The following is a 19942-nucleotide window of genomic DNA, read 5'->3' on the forward strand; positions in this document are numbered from 1 at the left end:
GAATCGAAGCAAACAGATTACGATACTCCAACAGTGCCATATTCGAGAGGTTGGCTCCCGTCGCTTCGCGACTCCTGGGGGCTACGCCCCCGACAATCAGCATCGTCACCCCCTCGGGCACATCCAAACGCTCTCCGGTGGAGAGCTGCGAGGGAGAAGCTCAATTAAACCAGTTTGTTAAGAGCTGAGAGAGTGGAGCAATTCTGGAGCAGTTGGAGCCTTTTTTATTGTGTTTTGACCCAAATTTGCTATTCTAGGACGTTGCATCTGAAGGAGATGCTAGACCAGCTAACCGTTTGATTTCTTGGCTGTAGCTCAGATGGTAGCAATCTTTGATTGCGTCGAATGAGCGAAGCGAATTCGGAGAGCGCTGCAATCGCACTGCAGAGGTCGGGGGTTCGAATCCCCCCAGCTCCACCAAGCGCGCAAAAGTTTCCCCTAAAAATTCAATAGGTTCTGACCAAGGGTCGGCTTTTGTATTACTCTTGGTATTACAGCACGACATCCTGAGGCGCTCTGTCGCTTATTTCTGGCCTGCACGCCTTGGTGCGCTGCCAGCTCCGGCGCCGTGGGCTTTGATCGCTCGTGGGGCTTTGCCGGGTCCCTGCTCCTCCGGCGTCAACCGAAGAGCGGCCGGCCTCTCGCGGGGCCGGCCTTTTGTGTCTCAAAGCGCGCTTGTCTTAGCCAGGCGAAGGCGCACGGGCTCGCGAAGCGCGGTGAGCCATTCCTTGCGCGCGTTCGTCGCCATCTCTCGCGCGATTTTCGCGCGGGCGCGGTCGCCCTCGATCTCAGACCGGACGCGCAAGGCTTCGATCAGCCGATATTCGTGCATGAGGCGATCGGCGGTAGCCGTGGCCGCTGCCTCTGCCAGGCAGATATCCGGCCGAATAGGAATGATTTTACAACCAATGGGCGCTACTTCTCTATCAGCCATAACGCGAATCCCAACTTCGCGTTGCGGTAAGGCCGGGCCTGCGTTCCAGCGCCGGCTCGGCCGAGCTAAATAATCCTCAAGAATTTGCCAAAGTAAAGATAGAGAAAAATTACACTAAGTGTATAAATACTACAGGCCGCACCGTTTCGTGGACCGGCTAATTTTGATCGCCCCATTGCGGATTTTCTACAGCGAAATTTTGACTTGTGAACCAATTTTGGAGATGAAGCGTGATCAAAATAATGATTTGTGTATTGGTTGCTATGCTACCAGCACCCGCAGCATCAGGTGAAACTGCGCGTGAGATGCTAAGAATTTTTGACGCAGCTTGCGTTGGGACCGCAGTCAAATCCTGAAAAGGTGCAGACAATTGTGGAGGCGCTCGATCAGCCCCCATTGTGGCGGTCAATGCGCGCGACCGCCGAGATGCAAAAGCAGTTGAATGCCACCATTCTCGGCGAGGAAAGAGATAGCCAATACTGGGTCGTTGGCAAGGTGGATGTCGCCCATAACTCTCGACTCGACGTATGTTGTCCATTCCGGCAAGAAGCTGGTGGATGGCACTGCACTAAACTTGTGTGCTGTGACAGCTAGGCGCCTTCCACCTACACTGCTAAAAGCTGAGGTTGAAAAGGCTTACAGAGTAAAGAGATTGTTGGATGAGATGTAGGGGCTCAGTCGCATTACCGGCTATTCCGTCGATCTAATTGGCCTCCCCAACAAATATGCAATCTCAATTCAAGAGGGCGTAGACGAGGCTAGACAGAGCGAACTCGTCGTACTTTCTATTGTTGAGACACGCCCCTAACCTGCTCCATTCCCTGTGGGAGCGGCTGCCGCGGTTTATTTTTCCTGCAGTTCTAGCGTCGCGCTCACAGCTCAGCGTTCGCGGCGTAGTCGAAGGAGATGAGCGCGGAGCCTGGGAGGCTGAACGCGAAGGTCGAAGAAATCGTCCTTGATGGTTGGCGTCGTGAAGCTCGTGTATGCGTTCGTCCAGCCTGAATTGTAGAGGCTGATCTTTCCCGACGCGCCGAGATTGTCATAGAGCGTCAAAGCCGGCGCCGCGCGCATGGGTTCGGGGAAGGCTACAGAGGCCGCATTGACCACGTACTCGTCGGCGTCGCCGTCGCGCCGTTCGCGCGCTGCAGCCGCAGAGCGTAGCCGATCCCGCCCGCGTTGACGGTCTGCCGCTGCGCCGAGAAGTCACTGGCCGCGCTGGAGAGATAGGCCGCCCAGCGATCGGCGGTGTAGTTGGTGACGCCTGAGATGGTCGAGAGCGTGTGCGCCGCGCCGGCCTTGCGCTGGTCGATGGCCATCCCGCCGTTCACCAGGCGGTTGCGCAGGCCGACCGTGAACTGCGTCAGATCGACCGCGAGCGTCCCCGAGCCCGTGATCGGGCCGCCCTTGAGGCCGAAGCCCGACCCGACCGACGTGACCGTCCCGCCGCCTGGCCCGGTCGCGCCCGTCGCGCCGCGGAAGTTGAGCGCCTGCGACCAATCTGCCGGCGTGTCAGAAAGCTTGACGTAGAGCAGCGGGCGCGCGCTGGCGTCGTCGGTCACGGCAAAGCGCTCGGCGGGAACGCTCTTGCCGCCCATGCTGGCGATCTCACGACGTTTCTCGGGGTCCATCGAGGCGAACCCGCGTTTGCTTTTCTTTGGCTGCTCTTGGTCCATGTGGCTGCATCCCCCGCTCTTCGTGATAGCCTAAAGCTAAACTACTACCAGCTCCGCACGCCGACAATCGCGCACTGCCTCTGACGATTAGTAGTACTTGCGGAGAGGCCAAGTATGAGACATCCTCAAGGAAGAGCTCGATCGCTCGATTTAGACGTTACTGCGATCCTTGGGCTGATCTTATTGTAATTTAATACAATCGAGGGCTTCGAAATGACGGCCACGAATGAACAAATCCTTGGACTTCTTGAAAAGTGGTTTGCAGCCCTAAAGGACTGCACAAACCCAGAGACGGTCACAGCGCTTTATGCCCCGGACGCAGTTCTGGTGCCAACACTTTGGAATGGCCCTTGTTTTGGCCAAAAAGCAATTAGGAACTATTTCGAGGCTGAGTTTCTTCCGGCTCGGCCAGAAGGTTATCTCATTAACTACTCGATTAGTTCGACGGGAAACGTCGCGATCAATTCAGGTCATTACGTCTTCGAAATCAATGACATCAAGGCTATCGAAGCGGACCCGACCTGCTGCTCTGCGGAGGGGCGAGCCAAAAAGCGGGTCAAGAAGAATGCACGATACACATTCGTTTACAATAAGATCGGGGAAGAATGGAAAATTGTAGCGCATCACTCATCGAAAATGCCGGAAGAGCACTCCGCGGAAGCGATCAGGTGGGTCAAATCTGACTGCATCGTCGCCTAATGGGCGAGCGCAGCAGATTGTGCATTAATACCGATAGGGGTCTGGCTGAGCAAAGGCGCCGGCGAGCGCTTTCAAAATCGCGCCCGCGCCGCCCAAAATCCCGTTGAACTCAAGCGCGCTCGCGTTCTGATCGGCGAGCTGCATGGCGCGCATTCCTGACATGGCGTAGAGCTGCGCAGCATTACGCTTGGCGGCCGCGTCCATGCGAAGATTGGTGACGGCCTGGTCGCGCGCCTCGTCGCTCAGATACTCGTAGCGGTTCTTGACCGCCCAGCTCGTCGGCGAGCGATCGACCGCGCCATTGAGCGCCATCACCGCGTCCACATTCGCCAGCACGCCCTCTTGCTGCCGGCGCATAAAGGTTCCGGTCTGCGTCGCACGCAGCTCGCCCACCTGCGCGGCAAGCTTCGCCTGCGCGGCGTCGTAGAAGCGCGAGATGACCGCATCCTGGCCTTGCTGGCGGGCGTTGCTGCCCGCAGTCCGGCCTTGCGCATAAGAGCCGGCGGCGCTGAGGGCCGTGGCACCGAGCGAGAGTGCGGTGGCGGCGGCGCCCATGTCACGCGTGTCCTTCGGTCTGATGGTGAAGCAGTCGCTCCGAATGGCGGCGGATGGTGGCCGCATATTCGAGGCCGGCGAGCATCGGCAAGCGCAGGATCGCCTCGGCGTCAGGCTCGTGATCTGGGCTCCTTGGCGGTGGCGCGGGCGCCTCCATCCATTCGCGCGCGGCGTCGGATAGGAAGCCGGCGATGCGCTCAGGATGGAGCTGCGCCACGAAAAACTTGGTGCCAGGAAGCGGCGCGCTCACGATGTCGGCGAGCTGTCCGGCCGTCGTGTCGGTCTCGCATTTGACGATGTAGCTGTATGGGATTTCGGACAGCACGTCACGAATGCGCCCGTGCGTCAGAAGCGCACGATGAAGGCGGTTGATGCCTTCGGGCGGCGGCGCGATGGTCAGTGAGAAAACTGCAACAGTCGTCATCGCGCCGTCCTCCATTGTCACGCGGCCAGGTGGCCGTGTTCCGTGCCAGGGTCTTTCCGCGAGACTACGCCGCGGCCCGTGCGCTCGTACGCCTCGATGACAGCGATTTGCAGTCCATGAAAATCGAAGGCAGACAGCAGTCTTTCAAACGCGCGCGCATCGATCGCTGCGAAATCCTCTTCCAGCTTCTCGATGTCCACGCTGACTGCGAGCTGCTCGCGCGAAACACCGTGCTGTTCGAGCGCCGCCAAAATGCCCGCGAGAATATCAGCTGGCGTCGTCGCGCTCGCATAAGCGCGAAGTTCGCCACCGATAGTAAATCTACAATAGCCACGGTCCATGTTCTTCTCCGTCAGTAAACTCGTCTTTGAATGCCGCGTGGTCGCGGCGGTGGTCGTTCTTTACGATCGCGCTCGATCCAGTTGCGCTGCTTGTGCAATTTCCAAAGCTGATCGCGATCAGGCAACGGCGAGACGTGCCACGGAATGACCTTTTCCCCGGGCGCCCATGGGCTCGCGGTCGTGTCAGCGTGGCGGGGCTCGTCGCGGTCGGTCATGTCAGCGTGTCAGCCGCAATCGCCGTGGTGCGACTGCCAGTGGACGCCATAGGATTGACCCGTCACCTGGCCGCCAGGCCCTTCGAGCACTTGCACGGTTTGTCCAGACAGAGTTGGTTGCGAGCAAACCGCGTTCGCCAATCGGCGCCAGGTTTCGGCGCTCGCACTGTTCAGCGCCGCGGCAAATGCGTCATACGCGCCTTGGGTGACGCCAGCGCGCTGCAAGAGCTTGGCGCGGTCCATGCCCATGCGCGCGGCCTTTGCGTCGATTGCTGCGAGAAAGCCCGCGGGGCCGGCGAGCGTTGCATCGGTTGCCATAGGTCAGCTTCCTTTCTACGCGCGGGCCGGCCGCGCGGTGTGTGTTACGGTTTCTTGCCGCCGGAGCGCGGGCCCATTGCGCGGCCGTCTGCGATCTGTGACTTCGACAATGCGTCGGTCGGCTGGAGCGGACGCGCGATGTTGCGGCCCTGGGCGATGTCCTGGCGCGCCTGGGGGCCCGGCGCGGGAGCCTTGCGGCCGTTGGGAATGAGGTTTCCGCCATCCATGATGCGGCCGGTCGAGCCGCGCGTGACGGTGAGAGGCGTGGCTTTGTCAGCGAGCGCCTTTTGCGTCGCGGTCATCGGTGGGTTTGCAACGCGTCCGCCGGTTCCCTTCAAAGGCGCAGACATGATTGCTTTGGTCTTCGACATGACGTTCTCCTACTTCCCGTTCGACCACGATCTGCGGAATGAGTGCTTTGCCCCGGTAATCTCGGCGCGTTTGAGCAAGCGCTTCAGTTCGGACTGGAATTGCTCTTTCTCGGCGGCCGAGAGTTTTCCAAGGCGCGCGTCAACTTCGGCCCGGCGGCGTTCGAGGGCTTTGAAGTCCGCCGAAGCGGCGTCGGCGAGTTCTTGCGCAAGGCGCGTGGGGGCGGCGGTCGTCCGATGCGCCGGCTGGTGTTCGATCGCGGGCGCCGGATCGCCGCTCTCAAGCGGTGGGGCTTGGACGCCGCTGGGCAATCGGATCACGACCCCCGCCTGCAGGGTTACGCCGTTGTTGACCTGAATGTTGACGTTCGGCCCGCGCGCCTCGGGATTGTCGAGCAAGGCGTTGGCGCACTTGACCCTGACCGTTTTAGCCGCGCTCTGGTCGCTGTCGTCGTCCATAATCTGCGCCAGCGTTCCAAGCGCCCGCGCCTGGTGAGAACGGCGAAGCTGCTTCAGCCCTTCGGAATAGGCGGCGAGGAAAAACTTCTGGGAGAAGATGAAGCGTGCGTTCGTCATCTTTAGACCGACGATCACGGCGGCCTGCTCCAGGGTCAGCGGCGAATTCGGCGGGAAGCCGTATTGCTCGGCCTCGTCAGGATCGGCGCCAAAAAGCATCAGGTCGCATAGCTTCCGGCCGCGGCTATCGAGCGCGCGGAGAGGCAGCCGCTGGCCTCGTGGTTCAGCCCGCTTCCGGTCTTGCTGCTCTATTGAAGGTTCCATGGCCGCTCGGCATACACGCGCGAAGTCTAGCGGCAAGGTAGGCGCGCGGGCAGGAATAGGTCAACACTACTGACCTATTTTCCAACCGACAAAAAAGCCCGGCGCAGGGCCGGGCCAAGTCGGGGAGAACTCCCTGGATAGGAGATGCAGGAACAACCCACCAAGGGGAAACGAAGTTCCGGGGCATAGGCTCGGGTTGTAGCGAGGGACGCGGCGCACGGCCCCTCCAGAGGGACGAGGGGATGGCTCCGGGACGAGCCAAGGCCATGCGTCGCGACAGCTTAACCAAGCGGCCAGGCGGTTGTTCCAATGGCTGCGGAGCAAAGGCGGGGGCGGAAGGGCTAGGGTGGTGGCTAAGCGGCGCGCGCGGGGCCGCTGGACATTTCCGAGCGTCGGGCCGGTGTGCGACCGCGCTTCAAGCAATGTCTCAATCCAGAGCGCCCGTGGGCCCGCGGGGCGGCCATCTGGCGGTGGCGGCCTGGTGCTCGGGGCCAGGCATGTCGGGGGGCTTGGCGAGCCAAGGATGCATACCGATTGTAATACCGCTCGATGTTTCGTGAGTGTAAGCTTCGTGTTTTAAGTGTCTTGCCAGCAACATTCTGCGGAACATATGTCCCACAGAACTGCAGTCTGGACGCGCGACCGGCCTGCGAGTAGCTTCGCGGGCGTCCTCGAACCGGAGCGCGCCATGCACCTTCTCGCCACGGTCGAAACCCCTGCTGAAATCGCTGGCTCATGGATTTGCGAAAGCGCCACTTGGGACTGGTCAATCTCGCGCTCGACGATCTGAGCGGTTGTCAGCAAGGATGGGCTGGCAAGGTGTTCTCTGGCTCGAAGCGAGCCGGCTCAATGAGCATGCCGGCCATGCTGGGCGCGCTCGGCATGAAGCTCGTCGCGGTCGCGGATGACGAATGGCTGCCCGCGAACACATGCAGATACTTGGGCATGGCGCGGCCCAATCTCATGTGGTCACGCCCCCCGAAGTTCTTGCCGAGCCTCGATCGCGTCTTCGTCCCCGTCCCCGGCCTGGATCAATGGCCGCCCGGCCCCCTGCTCCTGCCCTATACCCCGCTGCTCGCCGCCTGACTGTGGCCGCCGGCCCCCTGGCGCCACACGGCTGCGCCGCCGGATTGGCCGGCCCGTATGCACGCGACCCCCGGCCCCCCGTATGCCGGGGGCAAAATTCGAAGTCGGCTCCAACAGGTCCTGTTGCTCGCGCTCGATTTTCCCCCTGAAAAATCGGGGTGTCTCTTGGAAATCCTTGGGACGAAAAACATTCCGGTCTTTTGGGCTCGCCGCTATTCAGCCCGACCTCGGAAATTTTTCCCTCGCGGATTATTCATTGCGACGCCGCTTCGACCACCTCGGACGACCGCTTACTGCGCCGTCGCCCATTGCATTCATTATTCGCAAAGCCTGTAGCCGTAATGGGATAACTGTGATCCAGTTAGTTTCATAAGTGGCTGTGGCGATACATGCCAATACTCTCGAACATGAGAAAGAAACAACTCTCGCAAACGAGGCTTGTACGCATCTGCAAAAAGCGCAGTCCAGCGCTGATTGTTGAATGACCCCACTGGATTTCCTTGCCATCCAGTCCAAACGGCATGAAAGCCAAACACGGCTTCTGGTGAAACGCACACATTCCTTGCACCAAGATAAAGAGTGCAGGATGAATCGCACGCTACTGGCCCGATACGGATGAGTTCCCCCGTTGCTCTGGCTCTTTGCATCCGTCCGTAATATGCATCTGGTATTCCGCCCTTGTCATCACTATCTACAGTGAATGACGTAGCAGGTAAGGGCATTAGTGATAAAAATAATCCAATCGCCGCAGCTTTCATAATTCAATCCTTTAGAGTGGTCCCGCGCTTCTCACGGCTAGAGTAAAGCATCCTCTGATCCTATCGCGTTCCCCAATTTCTCCAAAGCCGTCGCCAATGGAACTAGTAGCTCGGTTTGCCGTCATCGATCCGTCTCCGCGCGTCGCCCCATCTGCGCGGCGCTCAACGGCTGCTCCGAGCGCTCCCTGCGCGGCCGACTATATTCCTCAGGGATCGGCACGCCTGCGAACCTGAGCCATCCGCAAATCCCGCTGATCGGAACGCCATAGCGCCGCGATGCTGCGGCGATGCTGATTTTTTCCTTACGGATTTCGCGGACGATCTGCGCCCGGCTGGCCTGTGCGTAGTCGAGGGCCATCACGCGCTCCCCTTCGTTAAGGATCGTTGCCGACGATCGCCTTGCAGGTCAGGCCATCCGGCTTGGCGTCCTTCAGCCCGAAGGCGGGCGCCGGCTCGGATTTCACGGTTTTGATCTTATCGATAAGCCCGACGACGCTGATATCGGTCGCGGTCTTCGTCGCTTGTTCACAAGACGCGAGGGGGAACCCCGAAGCGGCGTTGGTGATATTGGTATTATTGGGCGCGGACGAAGTTGTCTCACGTCCCTTATTGGTCGCGGACGAAGTTGTCGCGGACGAAACTGTCTCAACTCGAGCTTGTCCATTTGCAACCTTATTGGGTGCGGACGAAACTGTCTCAATCCCTTGCGCCTTCTGCCGATACCACCGGGCGCGGGACATTCCCGCGGCGACCCAGGGCTTCAGGCGGGACAGCGATTGGGACTGAGGCTGAGCGCCCTTCTCTACCCGCTCACGGCGGCGGCGGGCGGCCTCTCGAGCCCGGTACGCCTCGGCGCGCTCCTGGGGGCTCCCGTCGAACGTCCCGATCAACCACGCCTTCGCTTCTCCGCGGGTCTCGCTGGTCACGCCCAGCGTGCGGCCGATCGTGTCAGGCCGCATCGGGCGGAAGACGGGCTTGCCGGCAAGGCTCGCTTCGGCCTTCCGCCAGTCGAGCGTCGATCGCACCTGCGCCTCGATCTGCTCGGGCGTGAAATCGAGGCCGCAACGGATCGCCGCCAGCGCCAGGGAGCGGCTGCACAGGCCGAAAGCAGGCGGGGCCGATCTCGAGCGCCGCGCCCCCTCCCGGCCGGGCGGCGCCGACGAAAGCACATTCGCCAGAACCCTCGCCATGCGCTCGACGGGCGCCTTGGTGGCTGCGCCCGAAGTCTTGGCCGTCTCGGGCTTCTGCTTGGGATTGGGCACTGTGTCGCTCCTTGGTTTTACACGATAACCAAGGGGACCATGTGGAGTTGTGTGATAAGAGAGGGGGTTAAAACATTTCTGCCGGCTAGCCTGGAAATGCTACGTCCCAGCTTCCGCGCAGGCAGTCCAAAATGACGTCCTCCAAGGGCGCCCCTCTCTTCTCGGCCAGCTCCATCATGTGATTGCGGAACGCCTCGGGGCCGACGCTTCCCTCAGTCTCGCAGCCATTTTGCCAGTCGGCGATTTTGGCTTTCGTGAGCCCATATCCGAGATGCTTTGTCAGCGACAGCATTCTTCTTATTGCAGGGTCTCGCTTGCAATCGTCGCGCGACTGCAGCGCCATTACGGCTCCAACAACCATAGCGCGACGCATTCCCTCAAATTCCGTTTTCCTCGGCGTCCCTTTTTTAGGTTCGCCGATTTGGGTGCGAAATTCCTCTGTCCTAAGTCCTTCGATATACCGAGAGATTGGATGCGCTCGGCCGGTTTCCAAAAAATCCATAATGCCGATTGCGTTCGTCACTCCAAGGTTCGCGTAGGTGCTGACGTCTCGATTGGCCTTCATGTACGCCGTGAGCAATCTGCCCAGAAGCGCGAGCCCATTAGCGCATTCGCGAACTTCTTGCTCGGTTCTTCCCAAGTAAGGGGCTGTGCTGCCCGAGACGAGATGTTTCGTCAGATTACTTACGCAAATCGTAAACGTGCCATTTTTGTCATTTGCGAATTTGCTTTGGCGGCGCGGCATTAGACTGCCTCCGTCAGGCTGACAAACTCGATGCCTTGTGACGCTGACCGGGAACAATAGGCTTCCCATGCGTCCATAAGCTGTCGGCGCTTCTGAATGGCATCGCCGCGCCGGTAAGCGCGCTCAACCTCGTTCGTGATTTGATGCGCCAGCGCCGCTTCCGCGATCTCTCGCGGAAAACTTGTCTCATCGCCCACCCAGTCACGGAAGGCGCTGCGGAAGCCATGGACGGTGATCTTGTCCTCGCCCATGCGCCGAAGTAGCATTTCCATCGCCATGTTCGAAAGGGGCCGCCCCCTTCGATGATCAGGGAAAACGAATTCGCTGGTTCTCGCCTCGGCCAGCTTCTGAACAATCTCGAGGGCTCGCGAGCAAAGGGGGACGCGGTGCTCTTTGGCGGCTTTCATTCGGGCCGCTGGGACGGTCCAGACGGCTTCCTCTAGGTCGAGCTCGCCCCACGTCGCGCCAAGGGTCTCCCCGCTCCTGGCGGCCGTCAGGATCGTGAATTCGAGCGCGAGGCCGCCGACGGCCTCGCGTTCGCGCAACCGAGCCAGAAAGGCCGGAACGTCGGTATACGGCAAGGCGGGATGGTGTCCGCGCTCCAAAGGGGTTGCAGGAGGGCGAGGACGTCGGCGGTGTCGATCTCGTCAACCGGCTTCGCTCGAATTGGCGCGGCGTAGACTTCAAATGTGTGGCGCCACTGCCAGCGGTGCTTTTCGTTGCGCCAGCCGCCTTCCTTCGTCTTGATATATCGATCCGCGCATTGCCCGAAGGTGAGCTTGCCTTCGCGCGTGGCCGTGCGCTCCTCGATTGGGTTTTTCCCCGCCGCGGCGATCTGGCGCGCGTCGTCTCGAAGGGCGCGAGCCTTGGCCAGCGACACAACGTCCGCGCTGCCCAGGCCCATCATCTTGATCTTGCTGCCGAAGGTGAACCGGAAGACCCATTTTCGGGCGCCGCTCGGGGCGACGATCAGATAGAGCCCGCCCCCGTCGCTGTACTGCCCCGACTTCGTCGTGGCGGCGCCTCGCGCGGTCAGCTTCCCCGCCATAATGTTCCAGCTCCGTTCAATCTGGTATTACAAACAGTATTACAATTTTGCGTGGATTTGGGCAAAGTCCGGCGGAAGCCTGCGGAGGGGCACGTAATTATCAATTTGATTTAATTCGCTATTATGGAATCGCCCGGAAGCCAGCGGAACTTAGTTTGACGGACCCCAGCTCCACCAAGTAAATCAATATATTAAGAAAAGACGTGACCGTCAGCTTCCGCGCGTAGCGACCATATCGCTGCCCGCGAGCGTTACGAGGCCGGCGCCGCCCGTCCGTTTCGCCCCCGTGTGCGAACAATCAGGCAGGCCGACCGGCGCAAGCCTGGCTTTCGTCGCCGATCAGGGGCGTCGCTTGCCGCCAAGGTGCTCGAGCTGCCCCTATCCGACAAGCAAGAGCGGCCCCGCTAACCATCTCTTAAGAAATCAGGCGTCCGATACTGCTGCAACGTCCGGCGCGTTCATCCGCCAGCGTCAGCAAACCTTGGTAAGGACAGCTTGGCGTTGCACCGTCTCATCGGGATGGTCGGGGAAACCGCGTGGGCGCGAAAGCGGCCCGCCCCCACCGCCAACCTATTGACCCAGGCCGCGCCATTTCCCCGGCAGCAGTGGAAAAAGCCCACTCCTCTTGTGTGCTGGCGCACCTACGGCCGAACCTCGATCAGCTACCGTCAGACCATCGAGAACACAGGCAAGAACTGACGGAGCCGACCATGACCAAGCTGACCACCATCTTCGCCGCTATCGCTCTGACCCTGAGCATTGGCTTCGCCAGCACGGCTTCCGCCGCTCCCGAGGGTTTCAATAACTTCGACGGCGCCGCCTGCTATTGCATGGACCCGTGATCCTGGATTTATGGGGGACGGAAAACCGGCAAAGGGGGCGCTCATGCGCCCCCCTTGTTACTGTGGGGACTGCTAAGCGGACATCGCGCCATTCGCTCTGCCTCGTCTGTTCGGCATGGCCTCGTGACGGCGATCCAAGGCGCTCCCAGCTACGACTGCGGAACCCTCCCGTTTCAGCAAACTTCGCGGCGTTTGAGTTGGCGGCTCGAGCATCCTTTTGCATGAAGCGGCGCGCCACGAACCGCTGCGAGAGGCGACAAACATCCTGCGCGCGATACGGCGGCCCTTGCGGAGATTGTGCTTAATTATATCCGCGTCAGCTGAGCAAAGCAGCATCCGTGAAGATTATAGGTGAAAACGCTTAATCAATATGGACACCTATCCAAAAAGGCGCCTGTGCGTGCCTTTATGATCGCCTACTTCCTCCGCCGAAGCGCCGACAGGCGGCTTCACCCCAAGTATGGAGGAATACTCATGAGGAAGCTCCTTCTTATTCCTGCAGCTCTGGTTCTTTCCACTGGCTTCACGTTCGCCCAGCCCTTGACGCTCAATCAGACGGGAAACGTGACGCAGCAGATCGGCAATACCTACAACGGCGGCTTCGCCAAGAACAGTTCTTACCTTCTGCAGGCGCAGGTTCCGGTCAACGTTTGGAATGGCGCCCTTTCGCAGTCAGCGACCGTCAACCAGACGATTGGCAACACCTATAACGGCGGAACCGCTATCAACAGATCGACCGTGATCCAGGCGCAGGTTCCGCTGAACTTCGGCGCGCCGTGAGATAATTGCTTGCTCTCCTGGCTCTTTGGATGGATCGCGGCCGACGACGGCCGCGGTCTTCTCTTCGAGGCGGCGCGCGCCTTGCCTGCGCAACTTCACACTAATGGAATCGACAGCTAGACGCCGACGATTCACTTAAAAAATTCGCTTTCGCGCGCGTCGCTCGGCTATTTCCAGGGCTCGAGTCCAATGAACTGATGTTTGACTCGGTCGAAATGCTCGGTGGGATCATACATCGGAACGTCGAGCCCAAGCGTCGCCGCCGACAATCCGCCGATTGCCGCCAGCAGATTATAAGAGGTCGCGATACGGTCGCGCTGTCCAATCACATAGGCGATGCGCGCATTAACCAGCGTCAATTGCGAGTTCAAGATTTCCAGAGTGATCCTCTGGCCATATTTTGCCTCTTCGCGCATCCCGGCGAGCGTTTCCTCGCCTTTCGCGACCTGCTCCTTGGCGGCGGCCAGAAACTTTCCCGACTGCTTCCACGCCGCCCAAGCCGCCTCCGTCGACTGATGGATTTGAAGAAGTTGCTGGTCCTGTAGATACCTGGCCTCCCCCAACTTTTCCTTTGCTTGGCGAGCCTGCCCATAGATCACGCCGCCTTCATAGATTGGCGCGTTGAGCTGCACACCGACAAAACCCTGGAAAAGGCGTTGATTTGCCGTGTTATAAGCGTCGTACTGCTTCCACACTTGGCCGTTGAGCGCAACCGTCGGCGCGAGTTGCCCCTCGATAATGCTCACGGCGTAGTCCTGAATCTCGACATTGTAGCGCGCCGCCTGCGCCAGCGGATGGTTCGCATCCGCGAATTGAATCGCCGCCTCGATGCTTTTGGGCAGCATATTGTCCAAAGGCGGCGCGGGGGCCAACCTGGTCGCCGCTTGGCCGATCACCTGCTTGTAGACAGATAAACTCGCCTGCAAATTCACGGTCGCCGTCGCACGGTCCTGCTTTGCTTGCGCATGGGCGGTCTCGGCCTGATAGACGTCCGTCATCGTGACCTCGCCGCCGATCAGGCGTTCCCGCGTAATCTCCACTTGGTGAGCCATGATGGCGACATACTGGTCACGGAGATCGTAGATCGCGATGTCGCGCTGCACGTTCAGATAGGCGCTCGCCGCCGCCGACAAAACGGACAGCTCGATATTGCGCAGATATTGCCGCGACTGGAAAATCTGCGCTTCCGCCTGATTGATCCCGTTAATCCCTCTAAAACCGTTGAAAATATTCAGGCTGAGAGAAATGGCTCCCCCTCCCGGCTGCGTGGACGCGGCGGCCAAGTTGATAATCTGGCTTCCGCTTCTAACGCCCTGGAGCTCTTGCACCTGGAGCCCGAAGTTACCCTGGACGGACGCGGTCGGGAGAAACGCCCCCTGCGCGATGGGTAAGTTCTCGTCCACGCCACGTGTGTTCGCGCGCTGAGCATTGAGCTGGGGATTGACCAGATAGGCGTGCGCCAAAGCCTCTCGCATGGTTTCGGCGCGACAGCTCGGCGCGGCGAGCGCCACGCAGCCGATAACGGAGACAGCAAACGAGATACGCATGACAACCCCTTGATCGTGTCGCAAGACCCGATGCGGACGCGACCTCTACTGCTCGATAAAAGTCTTACGTAACGAGGCAGACAGGGGCGATATGAGATAATCAAGAACTGTGCGCTCGCCTGCAGATACGATGACTTCCGCCGGCATGCCGGCGCGCAAACGACTCCGGTAAGCCTCCGGAATCTCGGCTCGGCTGATTGCGATTATTCCCAGATAGTAGGGCTGCTTGCTCGCTTCATCGACCAGGCGGTCGTGCGAAATCGTCTCGAGATTGCCCGCCATGACAGGCAGCGTGCGCGAGTGGAAAGCCGGGAATCGAATTTCCGCCGTCTGGCTCTCCCGGACGCTGTCGATGTCGGTGGGAGAAAACTGCGCTTGTACAATCAAGCGGTCCTGATCTGGCACGATGTCCAGTATCGGCTCTCCGGGGCGCAGGACCTGGCCGATGGTGAAAACCTTCAGGTTCTGGATCGTTCCAGTCCTCGGCGCGGCGACGTCGATGCGTCGCAGCACATCATTGGCCACGATGCCTCGCTGCCGAAGGTCGGTTATTTTCTGTCGGACGTCCAACAATAGCGTAGCGACGTCCTCCTGAAATTTCTGTTTCATCTGTGCGATCTGAACGCCGATTTCGTTGATCGCTCCATCCGCTTTGGCGGAGTCGGAAATCAGTTTCCCTACGATACCCTCGAGCCGGGTCCGTTCCCGCTCCATCGCGAACACGCGATTGGCGGGCACGAGTTGCTTGGCGAGCAGCATGCGCAAGCCGGCGAGCTCGTCGTTAATGTAGCGCACTTGCTTTTCCGTGGACGCCTTCTCGATCGCGATGCCGCTGATCTCGGTCCTGAGCTGCTTGATGCGGGCCTCGAGGATTTCAAGCTGCCCGCGCAGCGAGGCCCTGCGCTCTTCGAACTGCCTTGTCTCGTCCTCGACGAGCTTACCGATTCGCGGATTGGTCTTGTCGCGAAACCACTCCGAAGACCACTCGATATGATCTTTTCCTTCTCTTTCGGCGATCAATCGGGCTTCGAGCGCCAGAGCCGAGTCGAGCTGGTTCTGCAATACTTCGAGATTGGCTTGCGCTTGCACCTTATCGAGGCGAAGCAGGATCTGTCCTTCGCGGACGTGATCCCCCTCTTTAACCAGGATTTCACGCACGATCCCGCCCTCGTAATGCTGCAGCGTCTTCCTGTTCGTCTCCGTCGAGATGAAGCCGGTCGCCACCACGGCGCGATCAATCTTCGCCAACGCGGCCCAGCCGCCGATGACGCCGAAGGTCAAGAAAATCGTGGCGTAGCCCATGGATGCAAATTTGCGCCAATCATCCGTAGCGGTCTGCACGCTCATACGCGTTGGTCCTTCGACGATTACTTGGGTTGGGCTCCGGGAGCCTGCGAGCCCATGAGATGCGGCAAGATGGCGTCGCGCTGCCCAAACGCCTGAACGAGACCAATACGAGAATCTTGTCGACAGCCGTCAAAACGTTGACCTTGTGGGTAATGATGACGACGATCGCGCCGAGCTGCCTAATTTTCTGAAGCGCCCGCAACAACGCTTCTTCGCCCGCGGGGTCGAGGTTTGCATTCGGCTCGTCCAAAACAACGAGACTGGGCGCGCCATACAGTGCGCGCGCCAGCGCCACTCTCTGCTTTTGTCCGCCAGACAGGACGTGGCCGCCTTCCCCGATCTGCGTATTGTAGCCCTCGGGCATCTGCTGGATCAGCTCGTGGCATCCGGCAAGCGACGCCGCTTCGATGACTTTTTCTGGAACATAGTCTTGGAACCGAGAAATGTTCTGGGCGATGGTGCCGTCGAACAATTCGACATCTTGCGGCAAATAGCCAATGTGCACCCCCAGTTCCTGGGGATTCCAATGTGAGAGATCGTCGCCGCCAAGCCGCACCGATCCCCGCAGATCCAGCCACACCCCCACCAGGACTCGCGCGAGGCTCGATTTCCCCGCCCCGCTAGGTCCGACGACGGCGACAATCTCTCCCGGCGCCACGGCGAACGAAACGCCCTTCAGGATCGGCGCCTGCGGCCGTCCCGGCGCGGCGGCGACGACCTCCGTGACGACCAATGCGCCGTCTGGCTTGGGGAGCGACATGCGGGGGCTTCCATTCCCCGCGATCGAAAACAATTTGTGTAACCGTTCATAAGCCGAACGCGCCGCGATAAAGCCCTTCCAATTGCCAACGGCGAGCTCAATCGGCTGCAACGCCCGCCCAACGAGGATGGAGCCCGCCACGATCGCCCCGGGCGAAATTTCGCGCGCGATTACGAGATGCGCCCCAGTCCCCAGAATGATCGTCTGCAGGAACATGCGGAAGAACTTGGTGAAGGCGACGATCGCTCCCGATCGATCGCTGGCCCAGGCTTGAGCGGCAAGAACACTGTCATGCTGATCGAGCCAGATCTTCTTGAGGTTCTCCACCATGCCCATCGCCTGCAACACTTCCGTATTACGGAAGACGGCGTTGGCGCTCTGGCTCGACCGCGCGTTCGCGAGCGTCGCCGCATTCAGGTGCTTCTTGGTCATCGCCTCGTTCAGCGCCGTCAGTCCCAGCGTCGCGAGGCTTCCAAGCAAGGCGATGACGCCGAACCAGGGATTGAGAATGAAGCAGGCCACGACGAAAATCGGGAACCACGGCGCGTCGCACAGCGCCAGGAGACCGGACCCGGTCAGAAACTCCCGCACGACGTCCATGTCGCGAAGACATTGGACGTGTCCCCCGCTCGGCATCCGGACATTGCCCTGATGAATCGCTTCGAACACGGGACCGGCGATCTTGGCGTCGAACAAGAGACCGGCGCGCACGAGGATGCGGGCGCGCAGACCTTCCAGAAGCGCGTAGATCATCAGCAAGGCGCCAGCGAGGACAGTGAGCGCGATCAGCGTCGTTTCACTGCGGCTGCTGACGACGCGATCGTAGATCTGCAACATATAGAGCGGGCTGACGAACATCAGCAGATTGATGAAAAAGCTGAATACAACCGCCGTCAGAAAAATTGGACGCGTCTCACGAATGCCGTTGATCAAGCGACTTTGCACGCCCGTCGCGCTCGGGAGCGTCTTCTTGTCGCCGACGGCAAACAAGGATGCAACGAGCCGGACGCTGCTCGTGAGATAGCTCGCAAGGAGGATCACGTTGGGTTGCGCTACGACCCACTGCCGCCGCAAGGCCTCACGCCAGGACTTATTGTACATTGGAAAGAAGATGCTCGAGTGTCTGCTGCTGGCCGACGATGCTGATCGAACTGCCGTCGCTGAACGACAGCGTGATGCTCTCCATCGGGGTTGTCGCCACCATCACGTCATTTGGCCCGTAAAAAACGAACTCTTGCCGCTGCGAAACGATGACTTTTGAAGATGGGGTTTCGGATAAGAAGAGTTGCAGGGCGTGGATGAACGTATCCGCTGTCAAAATATCGCCTGTGCCCGCGCTCGCACTCGATACGTAGACATTGTCCGAGAGCCGGGCGGCGCCTCGACGCGGTCGGATTCAGGGGAGGCGTCGGGGCTTTGCAGCGGCAGATTCGACGCGTCATCAAAATGAGTCGTGAGGGCGACATTGTTCTGCATAAGAAAATCCGCCGCTGATCCCGATTTCGACGCGTTTTTATAGTGCACGACATTTTCGAATTCGGACGGCAACTGAAACACGAGATAAGCGTCTTCGTGAAAAACTTGCGGCTCCAAGACGTCGGCGGCCTTTGCCGGGGTCGAGCCGATCTTGTCATTATTCACCTTCAGCGCTGGTCTCGTGTCATTCGCCTCGGCGGTGTGGAGCTGAACTGCATAGGCCTGCGGTGCGAATTTAGCGAATACGCCGCCGAGCCCGGCCTTGCTGAAAAACGCGAGCCCAGGATCGCTGTGAAAAAGAGACGCAGGGACGATCGACGAAAGAACAGAAGCGTCACTCGCTTTGGGGCTTTCGGCCGAAGAGTCTGTGGGCGATCCGATGTCATGCAAGGCGCCGACAAGGTCGATTATCGCCGCAACGGCGGTCTCGAAGCCGGACTGCGGTTGAGGCGCAAGCTCATCGACATGAGGGCTCTTGGAGGAACTATAAGTATCCTCGAGACGTTCCGGAGCGACCACTTCTCTCGACGCCTCCGGCAGCGGAATTCCCGGACTCGTGTCTGCCAACGGTAAGCGCTTGGCGCGTTCGGCCTCGCCCGCGGAGGCGCTATTCGACAGGTCTGAATAGAGACTCTCCGACAGAATTGTCGCCGCCAATATTTGACGCATGCCCGAACTGAGATCACGCTCGACGCCCAAGCGCTCCTCGAGACGCGTGACGATTTCTCCCGGCAGGGTGAAGTCTGTCGATGCGGAAACCGCTGCGGGGCCGGCTTTCTTCACGCCGTCTTTGGTCGGCTCCTTCGCCTGCGCGGGCGCGGGAGCCTTCAAAAAGGCCACGCCGACAACCGCGACGAGCAGGGTCGCCGGATGCATCAACACGTTTGAATTGCCGCGCTTGACCGCCTCGGCGGGCCAAAGCTGCTGGCGATCAATGATATTTTGAACCAGAGAGCGGAAGTCGCGTCCGCGCGCAACCCCCTCGTACGCCGAACTGACGACGACGTAGTCTCCGTCAATGCGCGCAAAATGGACGATTGGTTCGGAGTCGTCCTCGCGACAGAACACGAACCAGGGATCGCCCTCGTCGCTCAGTCCGCGATCGGTCGCAACCCGCATTCCACTTTGGGTCAGGACGCGCTCTACGCGGTAGAATTCCGCGAGCTCCTGATTGGACCAATCCCGCGGTCGACTGCGAAAGAGGGAGAGGGACGCGACGTTGCTCATCAACCGTCACACTCGTCGTCGAACAGGATCTGATAAACGATGGGATCGTAGTATTTCATCAGCGTCTTGACGAAGGCGCGCGGCTCGATCTTCAACGCGGACGCCCACAAAAAATATCGGTCTGGCGGAATCCGCCCACGTCCGTTTTTGACCTGCGAAATGAACGTATAGTACTCAGTATCCACGAGCCGCGCGAAATCCCGCTGCGAGACGCCGGCCTGCTCGCGCAGACTGCGCAGCCAACGGCCCCCTTCCCGGCGAAGCTCCATCGTATTTAAGTCTGTTCGCCTTTGAGGATTTCCGTACATCGCCACATTCCTTGACAGCCAAGGTATAGCAATCTACAGACTGCCTGTCTAGATACAGTTAAGCTATCGCTGCGCAATGACGAACTGCCCGCGGCCGACAGCACGCTGTGTGCAACCCGAGAGACCGGCAGACCAAGGTGTTTGGAACGCTACGAATGATCGTTGCAACGGCCGGCGTCTCGAGCCGTTTGCAGTTCGCCTTTCTGGCTTCCTGCGGCCGGGTCAATGGTCGCTGTCGCGCGATCCGTCGACTTGTGACGGGTTCGCAAGTCTCGTCGTCATTCCGCTCACTCTGGTCGCGGCGCTTCACGACATTGCAGAGCGACCCCTTGCCCCGTTTCTTGCGCGGCGGCGAAGCCCTCATTGTCAGCGTCGGAGCGTGATCCTGTGAAAAGACGCGGCGCCATTGTCATCGGACCGGCATGGGAGTCATGCGGCAGCCACCAGCT

The 19942-nt window shown here is 59.9% G+C and carries 24 protein-coding genes and 1 tRNA gene; 5 read left to right on the forward strand and 20 right to left on the reverse strand.

What is annotated here, in order from left to right; translation table 11 throughout:
• The first annotated feature begins 306 nt into the window (after window positions 1–306).
• Window positions 307–420: transfer RNA gene (locus tag RVU70_RS17500), tRNA-Ala, on the forward strand.
• Window positions 421–664: 244 nt separating this feature from the next.
• Here the strand turns inward: RVU70_RS17500 and RVU70_RS17505 are convergent.
• Together RVU70_RS17505 and RVU70_RS17510 are read right to left on the reverse strand one after the other, a co-directional pair.
• Window positions 665–934, reverse strand: coding sequence for a hypothetical protein (locus tag RVU70_RS17505; RefSeq protein WP_363348609.1), 270 nt, complete (start codon window positions 932–934; stop codon window positions 665–667).
• Window positions 935–2019: 1085 nt separating this feature from the next.
• Window positions 2020–2607: a KGG domain-containing protein gene (locus RVU70_RS17510; RefSeq protein WP_363348611.1), complete on the reverse strand. Its 588-nt coding sequence runs from the start codon at window positions 2605–2607 to the stop codon at window positions 2020–2022.
• A 213-nt stretch (window positions 2608–2820) separates the two neighbouring features.
• Between RVU70_RS17510 and RVU70_RS17515 the strand changes: the two genes are divergently transcribed.
• Window positions 2821–3306 (forward strand): SgcJ/EcaC family oxidoreductase, encoded by a 486-nt coding sequence (locus RVU70_RS17515; RefSeq protein ID WP_363348613.1) that lies wholly within the window; start codon window positions 2821–2823, stop codon window positions 3304–3306.
• Between the two features lie 24 nt (window positions 3307–3330).
• Here RVU70_RS17515 and RVU70_RS17520 read toward each other — a convergent pair whose 3' ends face one another.
• From RVU70_RS17520 to RVU70_RS17550, 7 genes are read right to left on the reverse strand one after another with little or no spacing between them, the layout of a single operon-like run.
• Window positions 3331–3861 (reverse strand): hypothetical protein, encoded by a 531-nt coding sequence (locus RVU70_RS17520; protein WP_363348615.1) that lies wholly within the window; start codon window positions 3859–3861, stop codon window positions 3331–3333.
• 1 nt (window position 3862) lies between these two features.
• Entirely contained in the window at window positions 3863–4285 is a 423-nt protein-coding gene (locus RVU70_RS17525; RefSeq protein WP_363348617.1) for a hypothetical protein, read from the reverse strand.
• Between the two features lie 17 nt (window positions 4286–4302).
• On the reverse strand, window positions 4303–4626 hold the full coding sequence (locus RVU70_RS17530) for a hypothetical protein (RefSeq protein WP_363348619.1): 324 nt from the start codon (window positions 4624–4626) through the stop codon (window positions 4303–4305).
• An 11-nt stretch (window positions 4627–4637) separates the two neighbouring features.
• Entirely contained in the window at window positions 4638–4841 is a 204-nt protein-coding gene (locus RVU70_RS17535; protein WP_363348621.1) for a hypothetical protein, read from the reverse strand.
• Window positions 4842–4850: 9 nt separating this feature from the next.
• Complete coding sequence (locus tag RVU70_RS17540; protein ID WP_363348623.1) at window positions 4851–5159, reverse strand: hypothetical protein; 309 nt, start codon at window positions 5157–5159, stop codon at window positions 4851–4853.
• A 44-nt stretch (window positions 5160–5203) separates the two neighbouring features.
• Window positions 5204–5530: a hypothetical protein gene (locus RVU70_RS17545; protein ID WP_363348625.1), complete on the reverse strand. Its 327-nt coding sequence runs from the start codon at window positions 5528–5530 to the stop codon at window positions 5204–5206.
• Window positions 5531–5539: 9 nt separating this feature from the next.
• Complete coding sequence (locus tag RVU70_RS17550; RefSeq protein ID WP_363348627.1) at window positions 5540–6343, reverse strand: hypothetical protein; 804 nt, start codon at window positions 6341–6343, stop codon at window positions 5540–5542.
• A gap of 813 nt (window positions 6344–7156) precedes the next feature.
• Between RVU70_RS17550 and RVU70_RS17555 the strand changes: the two genes are divergently transcribed.
• Complete coding sequence (locus RVU70_RS17555) at window positions 7157–7393, forward strand: hypothetical protein (protein ID WP_363348629.1); 237 nt, start codon at window positions 7157–7159, stop codon at window positions 7391–7393.
• Between the two features lie 879 nt (window positions 7394–8272).
• On the opposite strand, the gene RVU70_RS17560 is transcribed toward RVU70_RS17555, so the two are convergent.
• The 5 genes from RVU70_RS17560 to RVU70_RS17580 all read right to left on the reverse strand — a co-directional run bounded on the left by RVU70_RS17560 (window position 8273) and on the right by RVU70_RS17580 (window position 11206).
• Entirely contained in the window at window positions 8273–8509 is a 237-nt protein-coding gene (locus RVU70_RS17560; RefSeq protein ID WP_363348631.1) for a hypothetical protein, read from the reverse strand.
• Between the two features lie 16 nt (window positions 8510–8525).
• On the reverse strand, window positions 8526–9413 hold the full coding sequence (locus RVU70_RS17565) for a hypothetical protein (RefSeq protein ID WP_363348633.1): 888 nt from the start codon (window positions 9411–9413) through the stop codon (window positions 8526–8528).
• Between the two features lie 85 nt (window positions 9414–9498).
• Window positions 9499–10158, reverse strand: coding sequence for a hypothetical protein (locus tag RVU70_RS17570; protein WP_363348635.1), 660 nt, complete (start codon window positions 10156–10158; stop codon window positions 9499–9501).
• Window positions 10158–10739, reverse strand: a complete 582-nt coding sequence (locus RVU70_RS17575; RefSeq protein ID WP_363348637.1) for a site-specific integrase — start codon at window positions 10737–10739, stop codon at window positions 10158–10160. Before RVU70_RS17575 ends, RVU70_RS17570 begins: the two co-directional genes overlap by 1 nt.
• A complete protein-coding gene (locus RVU70_RS17580) occupies window positions 10652–11206 on the reverse strand; it encodes an Arm DNA-binding domain-containing protein (RefSeq protein ID WP_363348639.1) in 555 nt (184 codons plus the stop codon). Before RVU70_RS17580 ends, RVU70_RS17575 begins: the two co-directional genes overlap by 88 nt.
• A 710-nt stretch (window positions 11207–11916) precedes the next feature.
• Here RVU70_RS17580 and RVU70_RS17585 point away from each other — a divergent pair.
• Both RVU70_RS17585 and RVU70_RS17590 read left to right on the forward strand, forming a co-directional pair.
• Window positions 11917–12048 (forward strand): hypothetical protein, encoded by a 132-nt coding sequence (locus tag RVU70_RS17585; RefSeq protein ID WP_363348641.1) that lies wholly within the window; start codon window positions 11917–11919, stop codon window positions 12046–12048.
• Window positions 12049–12522: 474 nt separating this feature from the next.
• Window positions 12523–12828: a hypothetical protein gene (locus RVU70_RS17590; protein ID WP_363348643.1), complete on the forward strand. Its 306-nt coding sequence runs from the start codon at window positions 12523–12525 to the stop codon at window positions 12826–12828.
• 167 nt (window positions 12829–12995) lie between these two features.
• On the opposite strand, the gene RVU70_RS17595 is transcribed toward RVU70_RS17590, so the two are convergent.
• From RVU70_RS17595 to RVU70_RS17620, 6 genes are read right to left on the reverse strand one after another with little or no spacing between them, the layout of a single operon-like run.
• The gene (locus RVU70_RS17595) at window positions 12996–14375 is read right to left on the reverse strand and encodes a TolC family outer membrane protein (RefSeq protein ID WP_363348645.1); all 1380 of its coding nucleotides are present in this window, start codon (window positions 14373–14375) and stop codon (window positions 12996–12998) included.
• A 45-nt stretch (window positions 14376–14420) separates the two neighbouring features.
• A complete protein-coding gene (locus RVU70_RS17600; protein ID WP_363348647.1) occupies window positions 14421–15722 on the reverse strand; it encodes an HlyD family type I secretion periplasmic adaptor subunit in 1302 nt (433 codons plus the stop codon).
• A complete protein-coding gene (locus RVU70_RS17605) occupies window positions 15697–17583 on the reverse strand; it encodes a type I secretion system permease/ATPase (protein ID WP_363348649.1) in 1887 nt (628 codons plus the stop codon). Before RVU70_RS17605 ends, RVU70_RS17600 begins: the two co-directional genes overlap by 26 nt.
• Entirely contained in the window at window positions 17573–17800 is a 228-nt protein-coding gene (locus RVU70_RS17610; protein ID WP_363348651.1) for a hypothetical protein, read from the reverse strand. The genes RVU70_RS17605 and RVU70_RS17610 overlap by 11 nt, the downstream gene beginning before the upstream one ends.
• A complete protein-coding gene (locus RVU70_RS17615; RefSeq protein ID WP_363348653.1) occupies window positions 17797–19185 on the reverse strand; it encodes a hypothetical protein in 1389 nt (462 codons plus the stop codon). The genes RVU70_RS17610 and RVU70_RS17615 overlap by 4 nt, the downstream gene beginning before the upstream one ends.
• Window positions 19185–19493, reverse strand: a complete 309-nt coding sequence (locus RVU70_RS17620) for a helix-turn-helix transcriptional regulator (RefSeq protein WP_363351391.1) — start codon at window positions 19491–19493, stop codon at window positions 19185–19187. Before RVU70_RS17620 ends, RVU70_RS17615 begins: the two co-directional genes overlap by 1 nt.
• Window positions 19494–19942 lie beyond the last annotated feature (449 nt).

The organism is Methylocystis echinoides (assembly GCF_040687965.1).
Classification (GTDB): Bacteria; Pseudomonadota; Alphaproteobacteria; order Rhizobiales; family Beijerinckiaceae; genus Methylocystis; species Methylocystis echinoides_A.